Source organism: Vibrio sp. ES.051 (genome assembly GCF_002563795.1).
Lineage (GTDB): Bacteria > Pseudomonadota > Gammaproteobacteria > Enterobacterales > Vibrionaceae > Vibrio.
Genome location: NZ_PDJL01000005.1, coordinates 225,477 through 244,042 on the forward strand (window position 1 = coordinate 225,477; position 18,566 = coordinate 244,042).

General features: G+C 45.2%; 15 protein-coding genes. 6 read left to right on the forward strand and 9 right to left on the reverse strand.

Features of this window, described 5'->3' with window-relative positions; genetic code table 11:
* Positions 1-300: 300 nt before the first annotated feature.
* The gene (fabB, locus tag ATG66_RS15120) at positions 301-1,512 is read right to left on the reverse strand and encodes a beta-ketoacyl-ACP synthase I (protein WP_098416107.1); all 1,212 of its coding nucleotides are present in this window, start codon (positions 1,510-1,512) and stop codon (positions 301-303) included.
* 127 nt (positions 1,513-1,639) lie between these two features.
* Between fabB and mnmC the strand changes: the two genes are divergently transcribed.
* Entirely contained in the window at positions 1,640-3,658 is a 2,019-nt protein-coding gene (gene mnmC / locus ATG66_RS15125; RefSeq protein WP_098416108.1) for a bifunctional tRNA (5-methylaminomethyl-2-thiouridine)(34)-methyltransferase MnmD/FAD-dependent 5-carboxymethylaminomethyl-2-thiouridine(34) oxidoreductase MnmC, read from the forward strand.
* A 69-nt stretch (positions 3,659-3,727) separates the two neighbouring features.
* On the opposite strand, the gene ATG66_RS15130 is transcribed toward mnmC, so the two are convergent.
* The 3 genes from ATG66_RS15130 to ATG66_RS15145 all read right to left on the reverse strand — a co-directional run bounded on the left by ATG66_RS15130 (position 3,728) and on the right by ATG66_RS15145 (position 5,204).
* Positions 3,728-4,252, reverse strand: a complete 525-nt coding sequence (locus tag ATG66_RS15130; protein WP_098416109.1) for an NADPH-dependent FMN reductase — start codon at positions 4,250-4,252, stop codon at positions 3,728-3,730.
* 143 nt (positions 4,253-4,395) lie between these two features.
* Positions 4,396-4,659 carry a YfcL family protein gene (locus tag ATG66_RS15140; RefSeq protein WP_098416110.1) on the reverse strand — a complete coding sequence of 88 codons (264 nt, stop codon included), beginning with the start codon at positions 4,657-4,659 and terminating at the stop codon, positions 4,396-4,398.
* A 14-nt stretch (positions 4,660-4,673) separates the two neighbouring features.
* Complete coding sequence (locus ATG66_RS15145) at positions 4,674-5,204, reverse strand: elongation factor P hydroxylase (protein ID WP_098416111.1); 531 nt, start codon at positions 5,202-5,204, stop codon at positions 4,674-4,676.
* A gap of 331 nt (positions 5,205-5,535) precedes the next feature.
* On the opposite strand from ATG66_RS15145, the gene ATG66_RS15155 reads away from it, so the two are divergent.
* Complete coding sequence (locus ATG66_RS15155) at positions 5,536-6,159, forward strand: trimeric intracellular cation channel family protein (protein ID WP_098416112.1); 624 nt, start codon at positions 5,536-5,538, stop codon at positions 6,157-6,159.
* Between the two features lie 77 nt (positions 6,160-6,236).
* Here ATG66_RS15155 and aroC read toward each other — a convergent pair whose 3' ends face one another.
* Together aroC and prmB are read right to left on the reverse strand one after the other, a co-directional pair.
* Entirely contained in the window at positions 6,237-7,322 is a 1,086-nt protein-coding gene (gene aroC, locus ATG66_RS15160) for a chorismate synthase (RefSeq protein ID WP_098416113.1), read from the reverse strand.
* 165 nt (positions 7,323-7,487) lie between these two features.
* Positions 7,488-8,420 carry a 50S ribosomal protein L3 N(5)-glutamine methyltransferase gene (prmB, locus tag ATG66_RS15165; RefSeq protein WP_098416114.1) on the reverse strand — a complete coding sequence of 311 codons (933 nt, stop codon included), beginning with the start codon at positions 8,418-8,420 and terminating at the stop codon, positions 7,488-7,490.
* Between the two features lie 62 nt (positions 8,421-8,482).
* On the opposite strand from prmB, the gene smrB reads away from it, so the two are divergent.
* The gene (gene smrB, locus ATG66_RS15170) at positions 8,483-9,013 is read left to right on the forward strand and encodes an endonuclease SmrB (RefSeq protein WP_098416430.1); all 531 of its coding nucleotides are present in this window, start codon (positions 8,483-8,485) and stop codon (positions 9,011-9,013) included.
* 63 nt (positions 9,014-9,076) lie between these two features.
* Here the strand turns inward: smrB and sixA are convergent, their stop codons facing one another.
* Positions 9,077-9,541 carry a phosphohistidine phosphatase SixA gene (sixA, locus tag ATG66_RS15175; RefSeq protein ID WP_098416115.1) on the reverse strand — a complete coding sequence of 155 codons (465 nt, stop codon included), beginning with the start codon at positions 9,539-9,541 and terminating at the stop codon, positions 9,077-9,079.
* Between the two features lie 375 nt (positions 9,542-9,916).
* Between sixA and ATG66_RS15180 the strand changes: the two genes are divergently transcribed.
* Positions 9,917-12,694 (forward strand): insulinase family protein, encoded by a 2,778-nt coding sequence (locus ATG66_RS15180; RefSeq protein WP_098416116.1) that lies wholly within the window; start codon positions 9,917-9,919, stop codon positions 12,692-12,694.
* A 144-nt stretch (positions 12,695-12,838) separates the two neighbouring features.
* Here the strand turns inward: ATG66_RS15180 and fadJ are convergent, their stop codons facing one another.
* Both fadJ and fadI read right to left on the reverse strand, forming a co-directional pair.
* Positions 12,839-14,950 (reverse strand): fatty acid oxidation complex subunit alpha FadJ, encoded by a 2,112-nt coding sequence (gene fadJ / locus ATG66_RS15185; protein ID WP_098416117.1) that lies wholly within the window; start codon positions 14,948-14,950, stop codon positions 12,839-12,841.
* Entirely contained in the window at positions 14,950-16,257 is a 1,308-nt protein-coding gene (gene fadI, locus ATG66_RS15190) for an acetyl-CoA C-acyltransferase FadI (RefSeq protein WP_098416118.1), read from the reverse strand. Before fadI ends, fadJ begins: the two co-directional genes overlap by 1 nt.
* Before the next feature lie 732 nt (positions 16,258-16,989).
* Here fadI and ATG66_RS15200 point away from each other — a divergent pair.
* Both ATG66_RS15200 and ATG66_RS15205 read left to right on the forward strand, forming a co-directional pair.
* Positions 16,990-17,565, forward strand: a complete 576-nt coding sequence (locus tag ATG66_RS15200) for a sigma-70 family RNA polymerase sigma factor (RefSeq protein ID WP_098416119.1) — start codon at positions 16,990-16,992, stop codon at positions 17,563-17,565.
* Positions 17,558-18,289: a DUF3379 domain-containing protein gene (locus ATG66_RS15205; protein ID WP_098416120.1), complete on the forward strand. Its 732-nt coding sequence runs from the start codon at positions 17,558-17,560 to the stop codon at positions 18,287-18,289. Before ATG66_RS15200 ends, ATG66_RS15205 begins: the two co-directional genes overlap by 8 nt.
* Positions 18,290-18,566 lie beyond the last annotated feature (277 nt).

Consider the following 18,566-nt stretch of genomic DNA (forward strand, 5'->3'; position numbering starts at 1 on the left):
CGTTTTTAAGATCCATTTTTAAGAGTTTGTATCCCGTCAAAGTCTGAGGGGATAAGGGGTCTGGGTACAGAGATTGTGCCCTTTTCCCTGAGAATCTCAAGAAATAGCGTAACCAAAACGGAAAATTAGAAAAGAAAAAGCCCGGCTAAAATAGCCGGGCAAAGTTCCAGAACAAAAGGATCCTATCCCGCTCTCCATGGGATAGAGTCTGCGTCTGTTCGATCAGTGTCACTGATCAAGCTCTGGAAACTGCTTTATTGGAGTCAATATCACTTTGCGTCAAGGCTCCAATACATTCAGTTAACCTTGGTATTTTTTAATAACCAAAGTTGCGTTTGTGCCGCCAAAGCCAAAACTGTTTGACATCACAGTCGTCAGTTCTGCATCGCGAGCTTCTGTCACGATATCTAAGCCTTGAGCTGCTTCGTCCAAGTTTTCAATGTTGATGCTTGGAGCAATGAAGTTTTTGTCTAGCATTAGCGTAGAGTAAATAGTTTCATGCACGCCCGCTGCACCAAGAGCGTGACCTGTCATTGCTTTTGTCGCAGATATTGCAGGGCTCTTTTCACCAAATAGTTGTTGAATAGCGCCAAGCTCTTTTACGTCACCGACTGGCGTCGACGTACCGTGCGTATTAATGTAATCCACACCATCAACGTCTTGCATCGCCATCTTCATACAACGGATCGCGCCTTCACCTGATGGTGCTACCATGTCATAGCCGTCTGATGTCGCACCATAACCGACGATCTCACCGTAGATTTTCGCGCCACGTGCCAGTGCATGTTCAAGCTCTTCGATCACCAGCATGCCGCCGCCGCCAGAGATCACAAACCCGTCACGATCGACATCGTAAGTACGTGAGGCTTTATCTGGTGTGTCGTTGTATTTCGTTGATAAGGCGCCCATCGCGTCAAACATCATAGTCTGAGACCAATCAAGTTCTTCACCACCACCGGCAAAAACAATGTCTTGCTTGCCAAGCTGAATCAGCTCCATCGCGTGACCGATACAGTGTGCTGATGTTGCACAAGCGGAGCTCATTGAGTAGTTCACACCACGAATCTTAAATGGCGTAGCTAAACAAGCCGAAACCGTTGATGACATCGTGCGAGGAACCATGTAAGGGCCCACGCGTTTTACGCCTTTCGCACGCATCGTGTCTGTTGCAACTGTTTGGTTGTATGCAGAAGCACCACCAGAACCAGCAACGATACCGGTGCGATCGTTTGAAACTTGATCTTCTGTTAGGCCAGCGTCTGCGATTGCCTGCTCCATTGATAGGTATGCATAAGCCGCCGCATCACCCATAAAGCGCATCTGCTTACGGTCGATGTGCTCCGCTGGGTTGATTTTCAGATCACCCCATACTTGCGAACGAAGACCGTGTTCTTTGAACTGCTCAGATGCAGTGATGCCAGATTTGCCCGCTTTAAGAGACGCTAGAACTTCTTCGACGTTGTTACCGATACTTGAAACAATACCCATACCGGTGATTACGACTCGTTTCATTATGACATTCCTATAATTCAAAAATCCGCTAGATGATAACTAAGATAGTCAACAAAAGTGGTCAGCTTTCCCATAAATTCGTACAATCGCCCCATTCTTACCGCGCCAAATCACAATTTGCACCATTATGACTTCAATAAAAAACGCAGAGCTTGGTTGGAACGAAGCTGGTACTCCGGTTTCAGACCAATTTGATGATGTTTACTTCTCTAACGTAAACGGTCTTGAAGAGACACGCTACGTTTTCTTAAAACAAAATCACCTCCCAGAGAGATGGCAGACGTTCGAACAAAGACGTTTTGTTATTAGTGAAACGGGATTTGGCACTGGATTGAACTTTTTAGCTGTGTGGCAATGGTTTCGCGAATTTCGCCATAATTCCCCAGAAGCACCACTCAAAGAGCTGCATTTTATTAGCTTTGAAAAATACCCTCTAAGCAAAGCCGACTTAAAAAAAGCGCATGAAGCGTGGCCAGAATTAGCTGAATATGCGAAAAAGCTGCAACAGTACTACCCAGCAGCGGTGCCTGAGTGCCACCGCATTGTGCTAGAAGATGGCGCCGTCACACTCGACCTTTGGTTTGGTGACATCAAAGACTGCATGCCACAAGTACCTTACACAGAGCACGGCCTGACCGATGCGTGGTTCCTTGATGGCTTTGCACCCAGTAAAAATCCAGAAATGTGGAACCAACACTTGTTTGATGGCATGGCAAAACTGGCGAAGCAAGACTGCACGGTCGCGACATTTACTGCCGCGGGCTTTGTTCGTCGCGGCCTGAATGACGCTGGCTTCACCATGAAGAAAGTCAAAGGCTTTGGTACCAAACGTGACATGATCGCCGGCTCAATGGAGCAGCGCAACATGCACTCCAATCACTTACCTTGGTTCCATCGAACAGCAGCAACAAACCATGACTCGATTGCCATCATTGGAGGTGGCATTGCGAGCGCGACATTAGCGAAGACGCTGGTTCGTCGTGGTCAAAACGTGACGCTTTATTGTAAAGACACGCAACCAGCAAAAGGCGCATCGGGCAACCGACAAGGCGCAGTGTACCCCCTATTAAATGGTCCACATGCTGGTGTCTCTCGCGTCTTTGCCCCCGCCTTTTTATTTGCTCGCCAGTTTGTAGAGCAAGCAGCAGAAAGTATTGAGTTCGACCATGACTGGTGCGGTGTCACGCAATTGATGTGGGATGAAAAGTCCGCAGAGAAGTTAGGAAAAATGCTGAATGGTAATTTTCCACCTGAATTAATCCACAAGTTATCTGCTGAAGATACTACGGCGAAAATCGGTTTACCCATCGATATGGCTTCGGTGCACTACCCTCTGGGGGGCTGGTTATGTCCTGCTGAACTGACTGGCGGCTTAATTACCCAACTGGAACAAACGAACCTCTTCAGTGTTCAATTTGAACATAACGTAGAGTCATTAGAATGGAGTGATACCAACCAACTCTGGGCTCTGACGGCGAATGCTCAGACATTCGAACATTCTGTCGTGGTCATCGCCAATGGTCATGAATTTCAAGCCCTGAGCCAAACGGCGGATCTACCCATGGGCAAAGTGAAAGGACAAGTAAGCCATGCTCCAGCAACAGAAACGCTATCTAAGTTAAAAACCGTGCTGTGTTACGACGGTTACATGACACCAGTTAACCCGAGCAACCAACACCTTTGTATTGGTGCAAGCTATGACCGCAACCACTTAGATTATGAGTTTGATGCAAGCGCACAAAAAGATAATGCGAAAAAACTCCTCCAATGCATACCAAACCAGCAATGGACAAAAGAAGTAGATATCAGCAACAATTTATCTCGCCAAGCCATTCGTTGCGTCAGCCGCGACCATTTGCCTTTTGTGGGTAACGTGAGTGGCTTCGAGACTATCAAGGCACAATACGCCCATTTACAGGGCAAGAAACAAGACCAAGTAGAGACGATTCGCCATTACCCTAACCTCTTCTGTTTTTTAGGATTAGGCTCGCGCGGCTTGAGCTCTGCGCCACTATTGGCTGAAGTGTTAGCGTCGCAAATATGTGGCGATCCTCTACCACTGCCTGTTGATGTGTTAACTGGCCTTCATCCGAGTCGGATGTGGGTACGCAAGTTACGCAAAGGTAAGGCGATTACGAAACTTTAATTGACGCGCAATATCGAGGTTCCCGCTCACGGCTGAGCACCGTGTTCGGGAATCTGAATCTGGTTGGCTTTACGCCAATTTTGCCACCGCTTGCTTCACTTGCTCTGCGACTTCCTGATTCAAAACCTGACCCGCTTCCACATCAAAATTTTCATAGAAACTTGGTATCGATAGCGACGCTTTCACCTCCGCACCAAAGAACTGTGCCGCGCCCGTTGCTGCAGCTAATACGCTTTGTGCCCCACCAGGCCCCGGAGACGTTGCAAGGTAAACAGCTGGCTTATTTTGGAACACGTTACTGTCTATACGCGTCGCCCAATCAAATAAGTTCTTGTACGCCGCCGTATAAGAGCCATTGTGCTCTGCGAACGAAACAATAATGGCATCAGCCTTCGCTAGGTCACGCAAAAAAGCGCTGGCTCCTTCTGCTTGACCAATTTCTTTCTCTTTGTCTTCACTAAACATCGGTACTTGATAATTATTCAAGTCCAAAACTTCCACTTCAGCGTCTTTGATTTGGTTCGCGGCGTAAGTTGCCAGCACTTTGTTGATTGAAGTTGAGCTAGTAGAAGCGCCAAATGCGATAATTTTCATGGTTGTCGTCCTTTGTTCAGGTTTTATACTAAGCAGAATAAAACTTGAACAGTTACGCTACAACCACAAAAATTTTATGGAGAGAGTCAAATTTTTCGAAATAAATGCAATCTTTAAGAATAGGGAAGATATTGTGGTTCGGATCAAGCTTGAGCGTGGAGCTCTTGCCATAAATCGTTCACAATACTGCGATCTGCAGGGCTAAGCTCTGTACGAGCTTCTTCAATACTGTGCGTGATACGAGATTTGAGTTCCTCGATATCATTAATGCCTTCTTCTTCACAAGAGGCCGCAGACAGAGAAATGTGACCGCGTAGATAACCACCAGCAAATAATTCATCATCAGATGCCGTTTCAATGCGCGCATCAATCAACTCTAATAGTTTTTCTTCAAATTCAATAATCATGGTGTATCTCGAGGTTACTTAAGTATAAAGTCAGACGTTTCCAGCGGCTTAGTGTGGTAGAAAGCACGTAATGCTTCCGAGAGCATTTTTACCCTAGGCGGCAGTCCTGCTTCCAAAATACCCAACACTTCTTTATGCACTTTTTGCATAAAACCAAGCCTATCTGGTTCAAAATCGCCGTGTAGATTGTCACAACTGACAGTAAAAGGGAAGCCAGCACTTTGTGCCAGAATCCATTCATAAGCTTGCGGCCGCACTTCAACTTTCTCAAACTCAGCTTGAACTTCGGCCGTGCGCCCATCAGGCTCATACCAATAGCCAAAATCTTCTAATAAGCGACGTTCTGGACCGGCGACACACCAATGAGCAATCTCATGCAGTGCCGAAGCATAAAAACCCCGAGCAAAAATAATCCGATGATGAGGATGTTCATCATTCGCTGGGAGATAAATGGGCTCGTCACCACCTCGCTCTAATTTAGTATTAAATTGGTCTAAAAAGGTGTGATTGAAAATGGTGATCAGGTCTTGGTATTCGTGGGTCATTGTCGAGTCTGTACTTCAATTTGACATTCGCTGCATATTGTTACTGTTTTTACTTATAAGGTAAAGGCTGTACCACAGTTTTGGTTATTAGTTGAATTTATCTGAATGTCGCTTTATCCATATAATTTCTCATTCGTCAGCGCACCGATTTACCACTACACTCTCGCTTTATTTTAATGCCTCTCAAGCTGCTGTTTTATAAGTAATTTGACTATAGGCATGTTGTGGCTTTTTATCACTTTTTAAGAATGATAGAGCCTTTTGTAAGTGTTGTTACTGCTTCTACCCTTCTTTTGTAGAACGTGGTCATTGTTACTTTGAGTGTTCCGATATGTTGCTAAGTGTGTTGTATATCATTGGTATCACGGCTGAAGCCATGACAGGTGCGTTAAGCGCTGGTAGAAGAAAGATGGACTGGTTTGGTGTCATGTTAGTGGCAAGTGCGACGGCTATTGGTGGTGGCACTGTGCGAGACATCTTATTAGGGCATTATCCTCTTGGTTGGGTAAAGAACCCAGAGTTTTTGGCAATTACGTGTGTTGCTGGCGTGCTAACGACCGGTTTGGCTAAGTGGGTCATCAAGTTTAAAGGCTTATTTATCCGCCTTGATGCACTTGGTTTGATCGTATTTAGTATTATCGGTACTAAGATTGCTATGGGCATGGGCTTGCATCTCGGGATCTGCATGGTGTCTGCGCTCGTCACCGGTGTATTTGGAGGCTTACTTCGAGATTTAATTTGTCGTCAAACGCCGTTGGTATTGCACGAAGAGCTTTATGCGTCCGTCGCTCTTATTGCATCTGGTCTGTACTTAACACTTTTAGAGTTTAACGTAACCGATGTGACGGCCACCAGCATCACGCTTGTTACTGGTTATATGTTGCGTATGGCGGCAGTTCGCTTTAAATGGCGTTTACCTTCGTTCCATCTAGAAACTGAAGGTTCCATCCACTGAGTGATTTTTATATTATCCAAGACTTAAAAGGCTGCTCATTGAGCAGCCTTTTATTTTGGTGAAATTCACAGCTAAATTTAAATCATCGGCGTTTCTGTTGTGACACCATGGTTTTGACCACGGTGACGCAACAAGTGATCCATCACGACTATCGCGAGCATCGCTTCCGCAATCGGCACCGCACGAATACCAACGCATGGATCGTGACGACCTTTGGTAATCAACTGAGTTGCTTCACCTTCTTTTGTGATGGTGTCACCCGGAACGGTGATACTTGACGTCGGTTTAAGCGCAATATTTGCGATGACATCTTGCCCAGTAGAGATCCCTCCAAGAATGCCGCCCGCGTGATTACTACCAAATCCTTGTGGTGAAAGTGGATCACGGTGTTGGCTGCCTTTTTGGTTGACGACATCAAAGCCGTCACCGATCTCTACGCCTTTTACTGCGTTGATGCTCATTAAGGCATGTGCAATGTCCGCATCTAAGCGATCAAATACAGGTTCACCCAACCCTACAGGCACATTGGTTGCGACAACCTGAATTTTGGCACCAATAGAATCACCCTGTTTTTTCAGGTCACGAATGAGTTGATCAAACGCCGCGACTTTGTCTACGTCTGGGCAGAAAAACGCGTTGTTTTCGATTTCATTCCAATCGACTTTATCGATAGAAACGTCACCCATTTGTGACAAGTATGCACGAATTTCCACACCGAACTCATCTTTCAAGTATTTCTTCGCAATCGCACCGGCCGCGACACGCATTGCGGTTTCACGAGCAGACGAACGCCCGCCTCCACGGTAATCACGGATGCCGTATTTTTGATGATAAGTATAATCAGCATGCCCTGGGCGGAACTTGTCTTTGATCTCAGAATAATCTTTAGATCTTTGATCGGTATTTTCGATTAAGAGTCCTATTGAAGTTCCTGTGGTTTTACCTTCAAAAATGCCAGAAAGAATTTTTACTTCGTCCGGTTCACGACGTTGTGTGGTGTAGCGTGACGTGCCGGGGCGACGACGGTCAAGATCAGTTTGCAGATCTGTTTCTGTAATTGCTAATCCCGGAGGACATCCGTCTACGATACATCCCAGTGCGATACCGTGACTTTCCCCGAATGTCGTCACTCGGAAATGTTGTCCGATACTGTTTCCTGCCATTACTTCCTCAAGTTTTTTTCGCTACGCCCGTCAAGCCAAGGCGCAACTGCTTTCAATTCTTCATGGTTTCATAGTGGCTTTATTACGTTTTGATGTAAAGAATAAATACGCATAAAAAAACACCGAGCACAGGGCTCGGTGTTTCGATATTTCGCTCACAATATTTTAATCTTTATACAGTTTGAACTCTTCTGCACATTCCACTAGTTGATCTCGCGTCAGCATAAATACACCATGACCACCGTTCTCGAATTCGATCCAAGTAAATGGAATTTGTGGGTATTGTTCCATCATGTGAATCATTGAGTTACCAACCTCACAGATCAAAATCCCACTGTCAGTTAGGTAATCCGGAGCATTGGCTAGAATACGGCGAACCAATTTCAGACCGTCAGTCCCGGCAGCAAGGCCAAGCTCTGGCTCATGGGTGAACTCGTCTGGTAGGCTGTTCATGTCCTCTTCATCCACATATGGTGGGTTAGACACAATCAGGTTGTACTTCTCTTTTGGTAGGTCACGGAACAAGTCTGAACGGATTGGGAATACTTGCTGCTCCATACCATGGTCTTGAACATTTTGCTCAGCCACTTGCAACGCACCTGTAGAAATATCAATTGCATCGACTTCTGCTTCTGGGAATGCGTGAGCACATGCAATCGCGATACAACCGCTACCTGTACACAGATCCATGATGCGAGCAGGCTCTTCTATCAACCAAGGTTGGAACTCAGCTTGAATCAATTCACCAATTGGAGAACGAGGCACAAGTACACGCTCATCGACGAAGAATTCCAGACCACAGAACCACGCTTTGTTGGTAAGGTAAGCGGTTGGGGTGCGTTCATTAATACGCTTAACAACACGCTCGACAATACGCATACGCTCGCTAGTGGTGAGACGAGAGTTCAAGACATGTGGAGGCACATCAATCGGTAAGTATAAGGTTGGTAGAATAAGCTGCACCGCTTCATCCCACGCATTATCAGTACCATGACCGTAAAACAGGTTCGCTGCATTAAAGCGACTTACCGTCCAACGAATCATATCTTGAAGGGTATACAGCTCTGACACCGCCTCTTCTACAAAAATCTTATCCAAAATTGCCTCCGAAAAGCGCTACAATACTGCTAATTAAGTTTATGAATGAAATTGTTTACCTAATGAGCAAAAAAGACACCGAATACGATGACGATTTCGCCTTGTTTCAGGAAGCAGTACAGGGCGTAAAAAAGTTGCGACAGGATACCATAATCCAGCGACCAAAAAAAAATACTAAACAAAAAGAAATCAAGCGCTCCAACCGTGAAGCGAGTGACTCTGAGTTTTATTTTTCCGACGAGTTTGTTCCTCGATTAAATGAAGAAGGTCCGACTCGTTATGCTCGTGACGACGTCTCCACCTATGAAGTCAAACGTCTACGTCGTGGCGTGTATACTCCTGACGTGTTTCTCGATATGCACGGCATGACGCAACAAGAAGCAAAACGTGAACTCGGTGCGATGATCGCTTATTGCGTCAAAAACGAAATTCACTGTGCGTGTGTTCAACACGGGATTGGTAAACATATCTTAAAAAAGAAAGCACCGCTCTGGTTGGCTCAGCACCCAGACGTGATGGCGTTTCACCAAGCGCCTCTTGAGTTTGGTGGTAATGGTGCCTTGTTGGTCCTACTCTCGATACCAGAGAAATAATTCACGTCAAAACAAAAAAGGCAGGATAATCCTGCCTTCTGTTTCGCTGCATGACATTCTGACTTACGGTGTTATGTGCCAAAGTACTTCACCGCGTTGTGTTTGCGGTTCGTATTCAATGCACACCAAACCGGATGTCGGAAACATCGGGGGCGTCATTTTTTGCACAAACTCTGATGTGAGATAGCCGACAAGCGGCAAGTGAGAAACAAGCAGTAACGACTCTAGCTTTTCTACTTCAATCAATGCACTCACAAAATCAAATACATGCTCAGATTGACCATATGGCGTAATATCTTCACAAGTGTCGATGCTTTTTGCGTCGAAGTGGGCGCTGATCTCCTCCCATGTCTGCTGAGCTCGCAGGTACGGGCTCACCAGTACTTTGCCAAATTGAGCAACCCCTTGCTCTTTACAAGCTCGGGCTACGGCTTCTGACTCTAGTCTGCCTCTTTGGGTCAGTTGTCTTGCTGCGTCTGAATCTGCAAAATGCTCGGCTTCGCCGTGACGCATAATGAATATTTTCATGTTATTTCCTAGGGATAGCTAACGCTACCAAAAGGTTGAGTGCTACCTTTATAAGATAAACGAGGCTAATTTAATGATGACGAAACAAAAATACTGATATAATTATCTGTTCATTATACCAATTCGCTTGTTAAAGATAGCGACTTTCTTAACAATCTATCAAAAAGAATATACCGAGTTTATCATTGTCATTAATCATTTCATGAACTTGGTGCGTTCAACACAAACCGTTCTATTCCCATATGCAAATGCATGGGCCTGTGCAAAAGTCTTACAAAGACCAAAACGCGGCAAGCCGTATTTATCAAAACGCAAACTTTGCACAACCCCACTAGGGATTCATAATTACTGTAATGCGAAATCTGGAGACGCGTCGTGCATCTAAGTCCTAACGATTCAAATCAATACCGCTACATTACGTTGAGCAATGATCTGCGCGTACTGCTGATTCATTCCGATACTGCTCAACAATCAGCAGCGGCTCTAGCAGTGAACGTTGGACACTTCGACGACCCCAATGAACGCCAAGGTCTGGCACATTATTTAGAGCACATGCTTTTTTTGGGTACGGAAAAATACCCTAAAGTGGGCGAATTTCAAAGTTATATTAGCCAACATGGGGGAACAAATAACGCTTGGACGGGGACAGAACACACCTGTTTCTTTTTTGACGTCGCCCCCAGTGCCTTTGAAAATGCTTTAGACCGATTCAGCCAATTCTTTACCGCACCACTATTTAACGAAGAAGCGTTAGACAAAGAGCGTCTGGCCGTTGACTCGGAATACAAACTCAAACTCAATGATGACGCTCGCCGCTTATATCAGGTCAATAAAGAAGTCATCAACCCCGCCCATCCATTCTCTAAATTTTCGGTTGGGAATCTCGAAACCCTAGGTGATAGAGACGGAAAATCCATTCGTGATGAAATTGTCGCATTCCATCATTCTCAATACTCTGCCGATCTCATGACGCTCACACTGTTTGGTCCACAATCGCTTGATGAACAGCAAGCGTGGGTAGAAACCATGTTTTCGCAAATCCCAAATCATCATTTACGTGGTAAATCGATTGATGTACCGATTAGTACCAACGACAGTACCGGGATTTTAGTTCAAGTTGAACCAATTAAAGAGTTTCGCAAGTTAATCTTAACCTTCCCGATGCCAGGTATGGATAAATATTACGGCATTAAACCGCTCTCCTACTTTGCGCATTTATTAGGCTATGAAGGTGAGGGTAGCTTAATGATCCAACTAAAAAACGAAGGGTGGATTACTTCGCTTTCTGCAGGTGGCGGGGCGAGCGGCAGCAACTATCGTGACTTCACCGTAAGCTGCACATTAACGCCAAACGGCCTCGACCATGTTGACGATATCATTCAGGCGGTTTTTCAATACCTCTCCATGATAAAACAAGATGGCATGGACGAATGGCGCTACCTTGAAAAACAAGCTGTATTAGAATCAGCATTTCGCTTTCAAGAGCCTTTGCGCCCAATGGACTTGGTCAGTCACCTTGTTATCAACATGCAGCACTATCGTCCAGAAGATACTATTTATGGTGATTACAAAATGGCTGGCTATGATGAAGAACTACAACGTGCGTTGCTGCAATACTTAACCATCGACAATGTTCGCGTAACACTGATTGCAAAAGGGTTGGAATACAATCGCACTGCCGAGTGGTACTTTACTCCGTATTCCGTCACGCCTTTTAGTCAAGAGCAACGCCGCTTCTACCAACAAATCGATCCTGGCTGGCAGTTCCTCTTACCTGATAAGAACCCTTATATTTGTTATGGCTTAGATCCAATGCCATTTGAAAATGGCAGTTCACTGCCGGAGTTAATCGAAGTTCTCGACGGCTTTCGCCTATGGCATTTACAAGATGATGAATTCCGCGTGCCAAAAGGTGTTCTATACATTGCCATTGATAGCCCTCACGCCGTTGCGTCCCCAAAAAACATTGTCAAAACGCGTCTTTGTGTGGAAATGTTTTTGGACTCACTCGCAAAAGAAACGTATCAAGCCGAGATAGCAGGAATGGGCTACAACATGTACGCTCATCAAGGTGGTGTCACCTTGACTCTCTCTGGGTTCAGCCAAAAACTGCCTCAGCTGCTAGAAATGATCCTGCATCGCTTCGCTGCTCGGGAGTTCAGCCCTACTCGCTTTGAGACTATCAAGCAGCAGCTACTGCGTAACTGGCGCAATGCCTCGCAAGATCGTCCTATTTCCCAACTATTTAATGCCCTCACGGGGCTACTTCAGCCCAATAACCCTCCTTTTGCGACATTAGCAGAAGCATTAGAAGACATTGAAGTCGATTCACTCTCGGTTTTCGTCCAATCGATTCTTGCTGAGTTACACGTCGAAATGTTCGTGTACGGTGATTGGCAACGTCAGCAAGCGCACGCTATGGCAAAAACATTAAAAGATGCGTTACGAGTAAAAGAGCAACGCTATGAAGAAGCGCTACGTCCACTCGTAATGCTTGGTCAAAATGGTAGCTTCCAGCGTGAAGTGCACTGTAAACAACAAGACTCAGCGGTTGTGATTTACCACCAATGCGAAGATATTGAACCACGCAATATTGCGCTTTACTCATTGGCGAACCACTTAATGTCCGCGACGTTCTTTCATGAGATCCGCACCAAACAACAACTTGGTTATATGGTGGGAACGGGCAATATGCCACTCAATCGCCATCCGGGCATAGTACTTTATGTGCAGTCTCCCAATGCCGCGCCGTCTGAACTGGTCACGTCCATCGATGAGTTTTTAAATGCTTTTTACATGGTGCTTTTAGAACTCAACGATTATCAATGGCACAGCAGTAAACGCGGGTTATGGAACCAAATATCAACACCGGATACAACACTCCGTGGGCGTGCTCAGCGTCTTTGGGTTGCAATTGGTAATAAAGATACTGAGTTTAATCAACGAGAAAAAGTTCTGGCTGAGCTTAAGAAACTGACAAGAGCAGACATGATTCGCTTTGTTGTTAATGAACTTAAGCCTCGTACAGCGAATCGGTTGGTTATGCACTCTCAGGGTCAAGCGCATTTAGACGCACCTCGCATTCACTTAGGTCAAGAAATAGGTTCTATTGAAGAGTTTCAACTCAGACCAAAAGACTGTGGTTTAGGGTAAGGCTAATCAGCTTAAGTTAGCTCTCAGTCATAGTGCAGGAAATACTGAGAGCAAGAAAAGATAAGCAAGACAAGAAGAAGTAACTACGTCTTAAGTATAAAAAAGGCTTGCCAGTGCAAGCCTTTTTCTTTACCGAAGCAATGTTTAGCAGAACGTGGTCCCTTCACCAGCTCGAGTGAGTAAGCCATCACACGGTGCGTAACGATCGCCATACTTGGATGCAAACTCGTTCATTTTCTCGACCAGTTCTTTAATGCCAAACTGATCCATATAACGGAATGGACCGCCCAAGAATGGAGGGAAACCGATACCAAATATCGCGCCAATATCACCATCACGTGGCGATCGAATGATGCCGTCATCCAAACAGCGTACCGCTTCATTCAGCATTGGTAGTATACAGCGCAGCGCAATATCGTTATCGCTCAGCTTAGATTCAGGCTCGAGCTTAAGCAGCTTGTAGACGGACTTATCAACTTCCTTCTTCTTGCCTTTGTAAGTGTAGAAACCTTTACCAGTCTTTCGGCCTTTACGTCCATCGTTTAACAAGACATCGAACACGTCAGGTCCTTTGAACCGCTCACCTAGCTCGTTGACCAAAATCGGCATGATCTTCGCGCCAATATCGACACCAACTTCGTCAAGCAAGGTAATCGGGCCGACAGGGAAACCAAAATCAAGCAGCGCCGTATCAATCTTTTCGATCGGTTCGTTAGCCAGCAAAATATGCGCCGCTTCGTTCATGTATGGCGCAAGAATGCGGTTCACGTAAAAGCCCGCTTTGTCTTTCACTACGATCGGAGTTTTACCTTGCTTCTTAGCAAGTGCAACGACTGTTGAAATGGTTTCATCTGACGTCATTTCATGCGGAATCACTTCCACCAACGGCATTTTTTCTACCGGGCTGAAGTAATGCAAACCAACGACGTTTTCTGGACGCTCGGCTTTTTCTGCAATTTTGTGGATTGGCAACGAAGAAGTATTGGTCGCAAAAATAGTTTCTGGTTTGGCATTCGCTTCAATATCCGCCACCATTTTTTGCTTAAGATCTAAGTCTTCAAAAACCGCTTCAATTACGACATCAATATGCTTAAAGCTGGTAAAGTCGACACCGCCAGACAGTTGCAGCATTTTCGCTTGCAGATCGGCTTTGGATAGAATACGGCGTTTACGCTGTTTCTCAAATAACTTGTGATTGTAGTTGAGTGCGTTTAGAACGCCATCGTTGCTGACGTCTTTGATGCGAACAGGCACCTTCGCTTTTGCAACAGACACATGGCTGATTCCTGCGCCCATCAAGCCGCCGCCCAGCACGCCAACTTTATGAACTGGCGCAGGTTTCGCATCCGTACCATTTTCTTTCTTCATTTCCGTTGTCGCAAAGAAGATCGAACGTAGCGCTTTTGATTCAGAGCTCATCACAAGCTCACCGAAGCGTTTCGCTTCAAGCTCTTGACCTTGGGCGAAACCTTTCTCTAAACCATGCTGAATAACGTCTAAAATCGCGACCGTTGCAGGGTAGTTACCACGGGTTTTCTGGTTAGTTTTCTTCGCTGCCTGTTCAAACACAAACTTGCGCCCTAACCGGCTACCCGACATCACTTTTTCTTTGGTCGACTGCTTTTTCTTGTCTTTGTTTTTACTTTTTTCGATAAATTGCTTCGCAACATCAAGCAAAATAGTATCAGGTACGCAGGCATCGACCACACCCAGCTTTTTGGCTTTCTTTGCACGAAGCTGTTTACCCGTCAGAATTAAGTCCAATGAAGGTAACAAGCCAATCAAACGGGGCAGGCGCTGAGTTCCGCCAGAACCTGGCAGTAAGCCAAGCTGTACTTCTGGTAGGCCTAAACGCGTTTTATCTGAATCCGTACAAACACGATAATCACATGCAAGAGCCAGCTCTAAGCCACCGCCCAAACACGGGCCATGAATCGCAGCAACCACGGGATATGGTAAGTCTGATAGCTGCTGGAATAGCTCTTGACCTTGCCTCGCTAGTGCTTCTGCTTCACTTGCGGTGGTGCACGCTTCTAGCATGCGAACATCGGCACCCGCGACGAAGTTGTCCGGTTTTAGGGAATGGATGATCATCCCTTTGATGCCACTGGCGTCTTTTAGCTGAGCAAAGATTTCTTTCATTTCATCAGCAAAAGCTGCCTGCAGCGTATTCATTTTTTCATTAGGTACGTCAATCGCTAACCAAGCAATGTTCTGCTCATCAACTTTTAGACTAAATGCTTTTTGCTCGCTCATTACTCAACCTCCAGAATCATTGCCGCGCCAAGACCACCCGCTGCACATGCGGTATTCAATGCAATACCGCCGCCACGGCGTTTCAGCTCACGTAGGGTTTGCGTCATCATGCGCGCACCTGTCGCCGCGAATGGGTGACCATAAGCGATTGAGCCACCCAGCACGTTGAACTTATCCATGTCGATTTCACCGATCGCTTTCGAACGGCCTAGATTCTCTTGAGCAAACTTATCTGAAGCAAACATCTTCATATTCGCTAAGGCTTGGGCAGCAAACGCTTCGTGCATGTCGATCAGCGTCAGATCAGAAAGCTCTAGACCCGTATTTTCCAACACTTTCGCCGTTGCGTAAGAAGGCCCCATCAACATGTCGGTTTCAACACCAACTGCAGAGAATGCATAACCTCGGATATAACCTAATACCTCTAAACCGAGCTCTTTCGCTCTTCCCTCGCGCATTAACATCACTGCCGCGCCACCATCGGTTAACGGTGTGCTATTCGCCGCAGTAACACTGCCATACTGACGGTCAAATGCCGGACGCAATTTTGCGTACCCTTCAACCGTTGAGTCATGACGGACATTATTGTCTTCTGCAATCCACTTTTTGTATGGTTCTGGGAACGCCGTCATCACTTCGCCTTGGATTTTGCCTTCTTTCCAGGCCTGCGATGCTAAAGTATGGGAACGGTGTGCCAATGAATCTTGATCCGCACGGGAAATACCGTGCGTTTTGGCCATTTGCTCAGCCGTTTGCCCCATTGACAAACCAGTAGAGTATTCAGCTACCGCAGGTGGTACGGGCATTAAATCTTTGAAGCTCAGGTTTTTTAGGATATTAAGTTTTTGACCTAGCGTTTTTGTCTTGCTCAGAGTAAGTAGGTTAGCGGCAAGTTTCTTTGACACACCAATCGGCAGCACGGAAGAAGAATCCGCACCGCCCGCGATGCCAATATCAATGTTTCCTGCCATGATGCTTTCTGCAACGTTTACCGCCGCCTGGAAACTAGTGGCGCACGCGCGCGTCACACTATAAGCATCAGTGTGGACATTCATCCCCGTTCCAAGCACAATTTCTCGTGCAATATTCGGTGCTTCAGGCATTTGTATCACTTGTCCAAATACCACTTGTTCGATTAACGTTGGATCAATATCTGTGCGAGCAAGCATTTCGCTTACTACCATTTTACCTAAATCCACCGCCGGCACTTGGCTAAATTCCGTGCTTTGACGAGCAAAGGGCGTTCGAAGCCCTGCGACAATAGCAACACGTTCACCATTACGTGTTTTTACTTCCTGCTTGCCCATTGTTTCTCCTTAAATACAAGAGGTCTGACCTGATTCATTGTAACCAAGTTGTTAAATTTATCAAACGTGCGTTTAAATAAACGTGAAGCAAGTAGATCAATCACCCTAGTGCATTGATTATTTTGCAATATAACCTGATTAACTATAGAGAATAATAACGACGGGAAGTGCGCTTAAGATAAAATTGAGGCAAAAAAAAACCACACAAAACTGTGTGGTCGGAATATCTATAAAACAATTAACTTACGCCAATTGAAAATTAATCAGTTTCCTGATTAGGAGAAAGTAAAGTCAGCCTTCAAAAGGAAGTGTCATCTTGCTCAACATGCTAGTCGCAATGACTAACGAGATGACAAGATGTACTATAACCCCTTCACGGCTCGATATTTTGAAATAGATCAATTTTATAGTGATTTTATGATCATTGAATGCATCTATACACGAATCATTCAGCTCTCCGAGCAATGGCTAAGCGCGCACTTCGCGGATACCTCTTCAAGATGCGTTGCGGTATGACCCCGTAGTCATATGAATCGTTGATAAATCGTAACTCATACTCATTTAACTAAGTCATTGATAAATAGATAATGATATTATTAACACCTATTACCATCGCACGCATGCCTATTGGTGGCTTTTGCGTATAAACTTGATATATCACCCAATGCTGCCTCAGCGATATTGGGCAGTGAGGAAATCTGCTCACAAGATCGATAAATTCGCAGAGCAAGGATGGAGGCTCCTGTGGCCATATTAACAATGTTTGGAAAGAAAAAGTCCAACAGTCCGGTCAACTCTGATATGGACAAGCAAAGAAAATACGAAGCGCTCGTCCGGGGTTATCACCGAGACTTGTACCGCTACGCATACTGGCTGTGCAAAAATAAAGCCGTAGCCGAAGATTTGGTTCAAGAAACCTGCCTTAGAGCTTGGAAGTCTCTCGATAGTCTTCAAGATGAAAAAGCTGCCAAATCTTGGCTTATTACCATACTAAGACGAGAAAATGCGCGCCGCTTCGAACGCAAACAATTTGATTTAGTGGATATCGATGATTATGGCAACGATGCTAAGGTCAGCGATGACCCTCACCATCAACAAGAGTGGCTGCAAGCACAAATCATGAAATTAGACGTTGAATACCGTGAACCGTTATTTCTGCAAGTTGTAGGAGGTTTTAGCGGAGAAGAAATTGGAGGCATCCTCGATTTGAATAAAAATACGGTGATGACTCGACTATTTCGTGCTCGCAATCAACTGAAAGAGATGTTGGATTCTCAAGATACTAAAAGAGGACAAAAAAATGGATGATTTAGAATTTCGTCGTCGTATTTTGTCGGATCCAAAACAAAAGGATGAGGAGATTCTGCAAGCTTTAGCTGGCAATGAGGCCAATAATAAGTTTGCTGATGACGTTTTGGGTCTCGACACAAAGATTAAGCAAGCCATGAATGTGGATGTTCCTGAAGATCTTGCTGATAAGATTCTGTTCAGTCAGACATCCAGCGTGCTTGATGACAAGAAGGTGGTTAGACCAAACTTTGTGCGCAAAGTGATGGCGCTTGCGGCTTCTGTTGCTTTTACCGCTGGATTACTGGTTGGCCAAATAAATTGGGGCAACGTCCTTGTTTCTCCGGCGCAAGCAAGCCTTGCAGATACCGCAATTAAACACGTGATTCATGAAGAACCATTTATCCGACATATAAATGAAAGCGTTCCAAGCTCGCAAATTAACGCCAAAATGTCTCCGTTTCATTATCAGTTTAGCGAGAACTTCCCATATCACGTTTACTATTTAAATCACTGCGGTTTTGGGGACTCTAATGCCGTGCACATGGTATTCCAAGGCCCAAAAGGTAAGGTTACGCTATTTATGACTGGTATTTCGAGTAAACAAAGTGTCGACTTTAACCAAGACGGTATGACAGGAGTCGTCCATCCCATCGGAACTTCTAGTCTCATTTTAATTGGAGAAGGCAGTGAAGATGTCGATGCTATCGCCAACACCCTTGCCCCAATGATCAAGCCCATGTAAGACATTCGATGATACCAAGATAATCTCTAAGAAATGCCGCTAAATGTTCCTATTTGGCGGTTTTTTATCCATGATAAACCATTCACTCATTAACCCTTAACATTTAGAGCTAAAGCTCTAATTTATGCAATTTGAGAGCAATTTCCCTTCATTTAGACATCATTTCTGCAATTTTTATTCACTTTTATCCAATGGTCGGATTTGTCTAACTCCTTGTTGATACTACTATCTGCGCAACTGAGCAAAAGCTCAATTTATCGTCCAAAGAGACGAATCT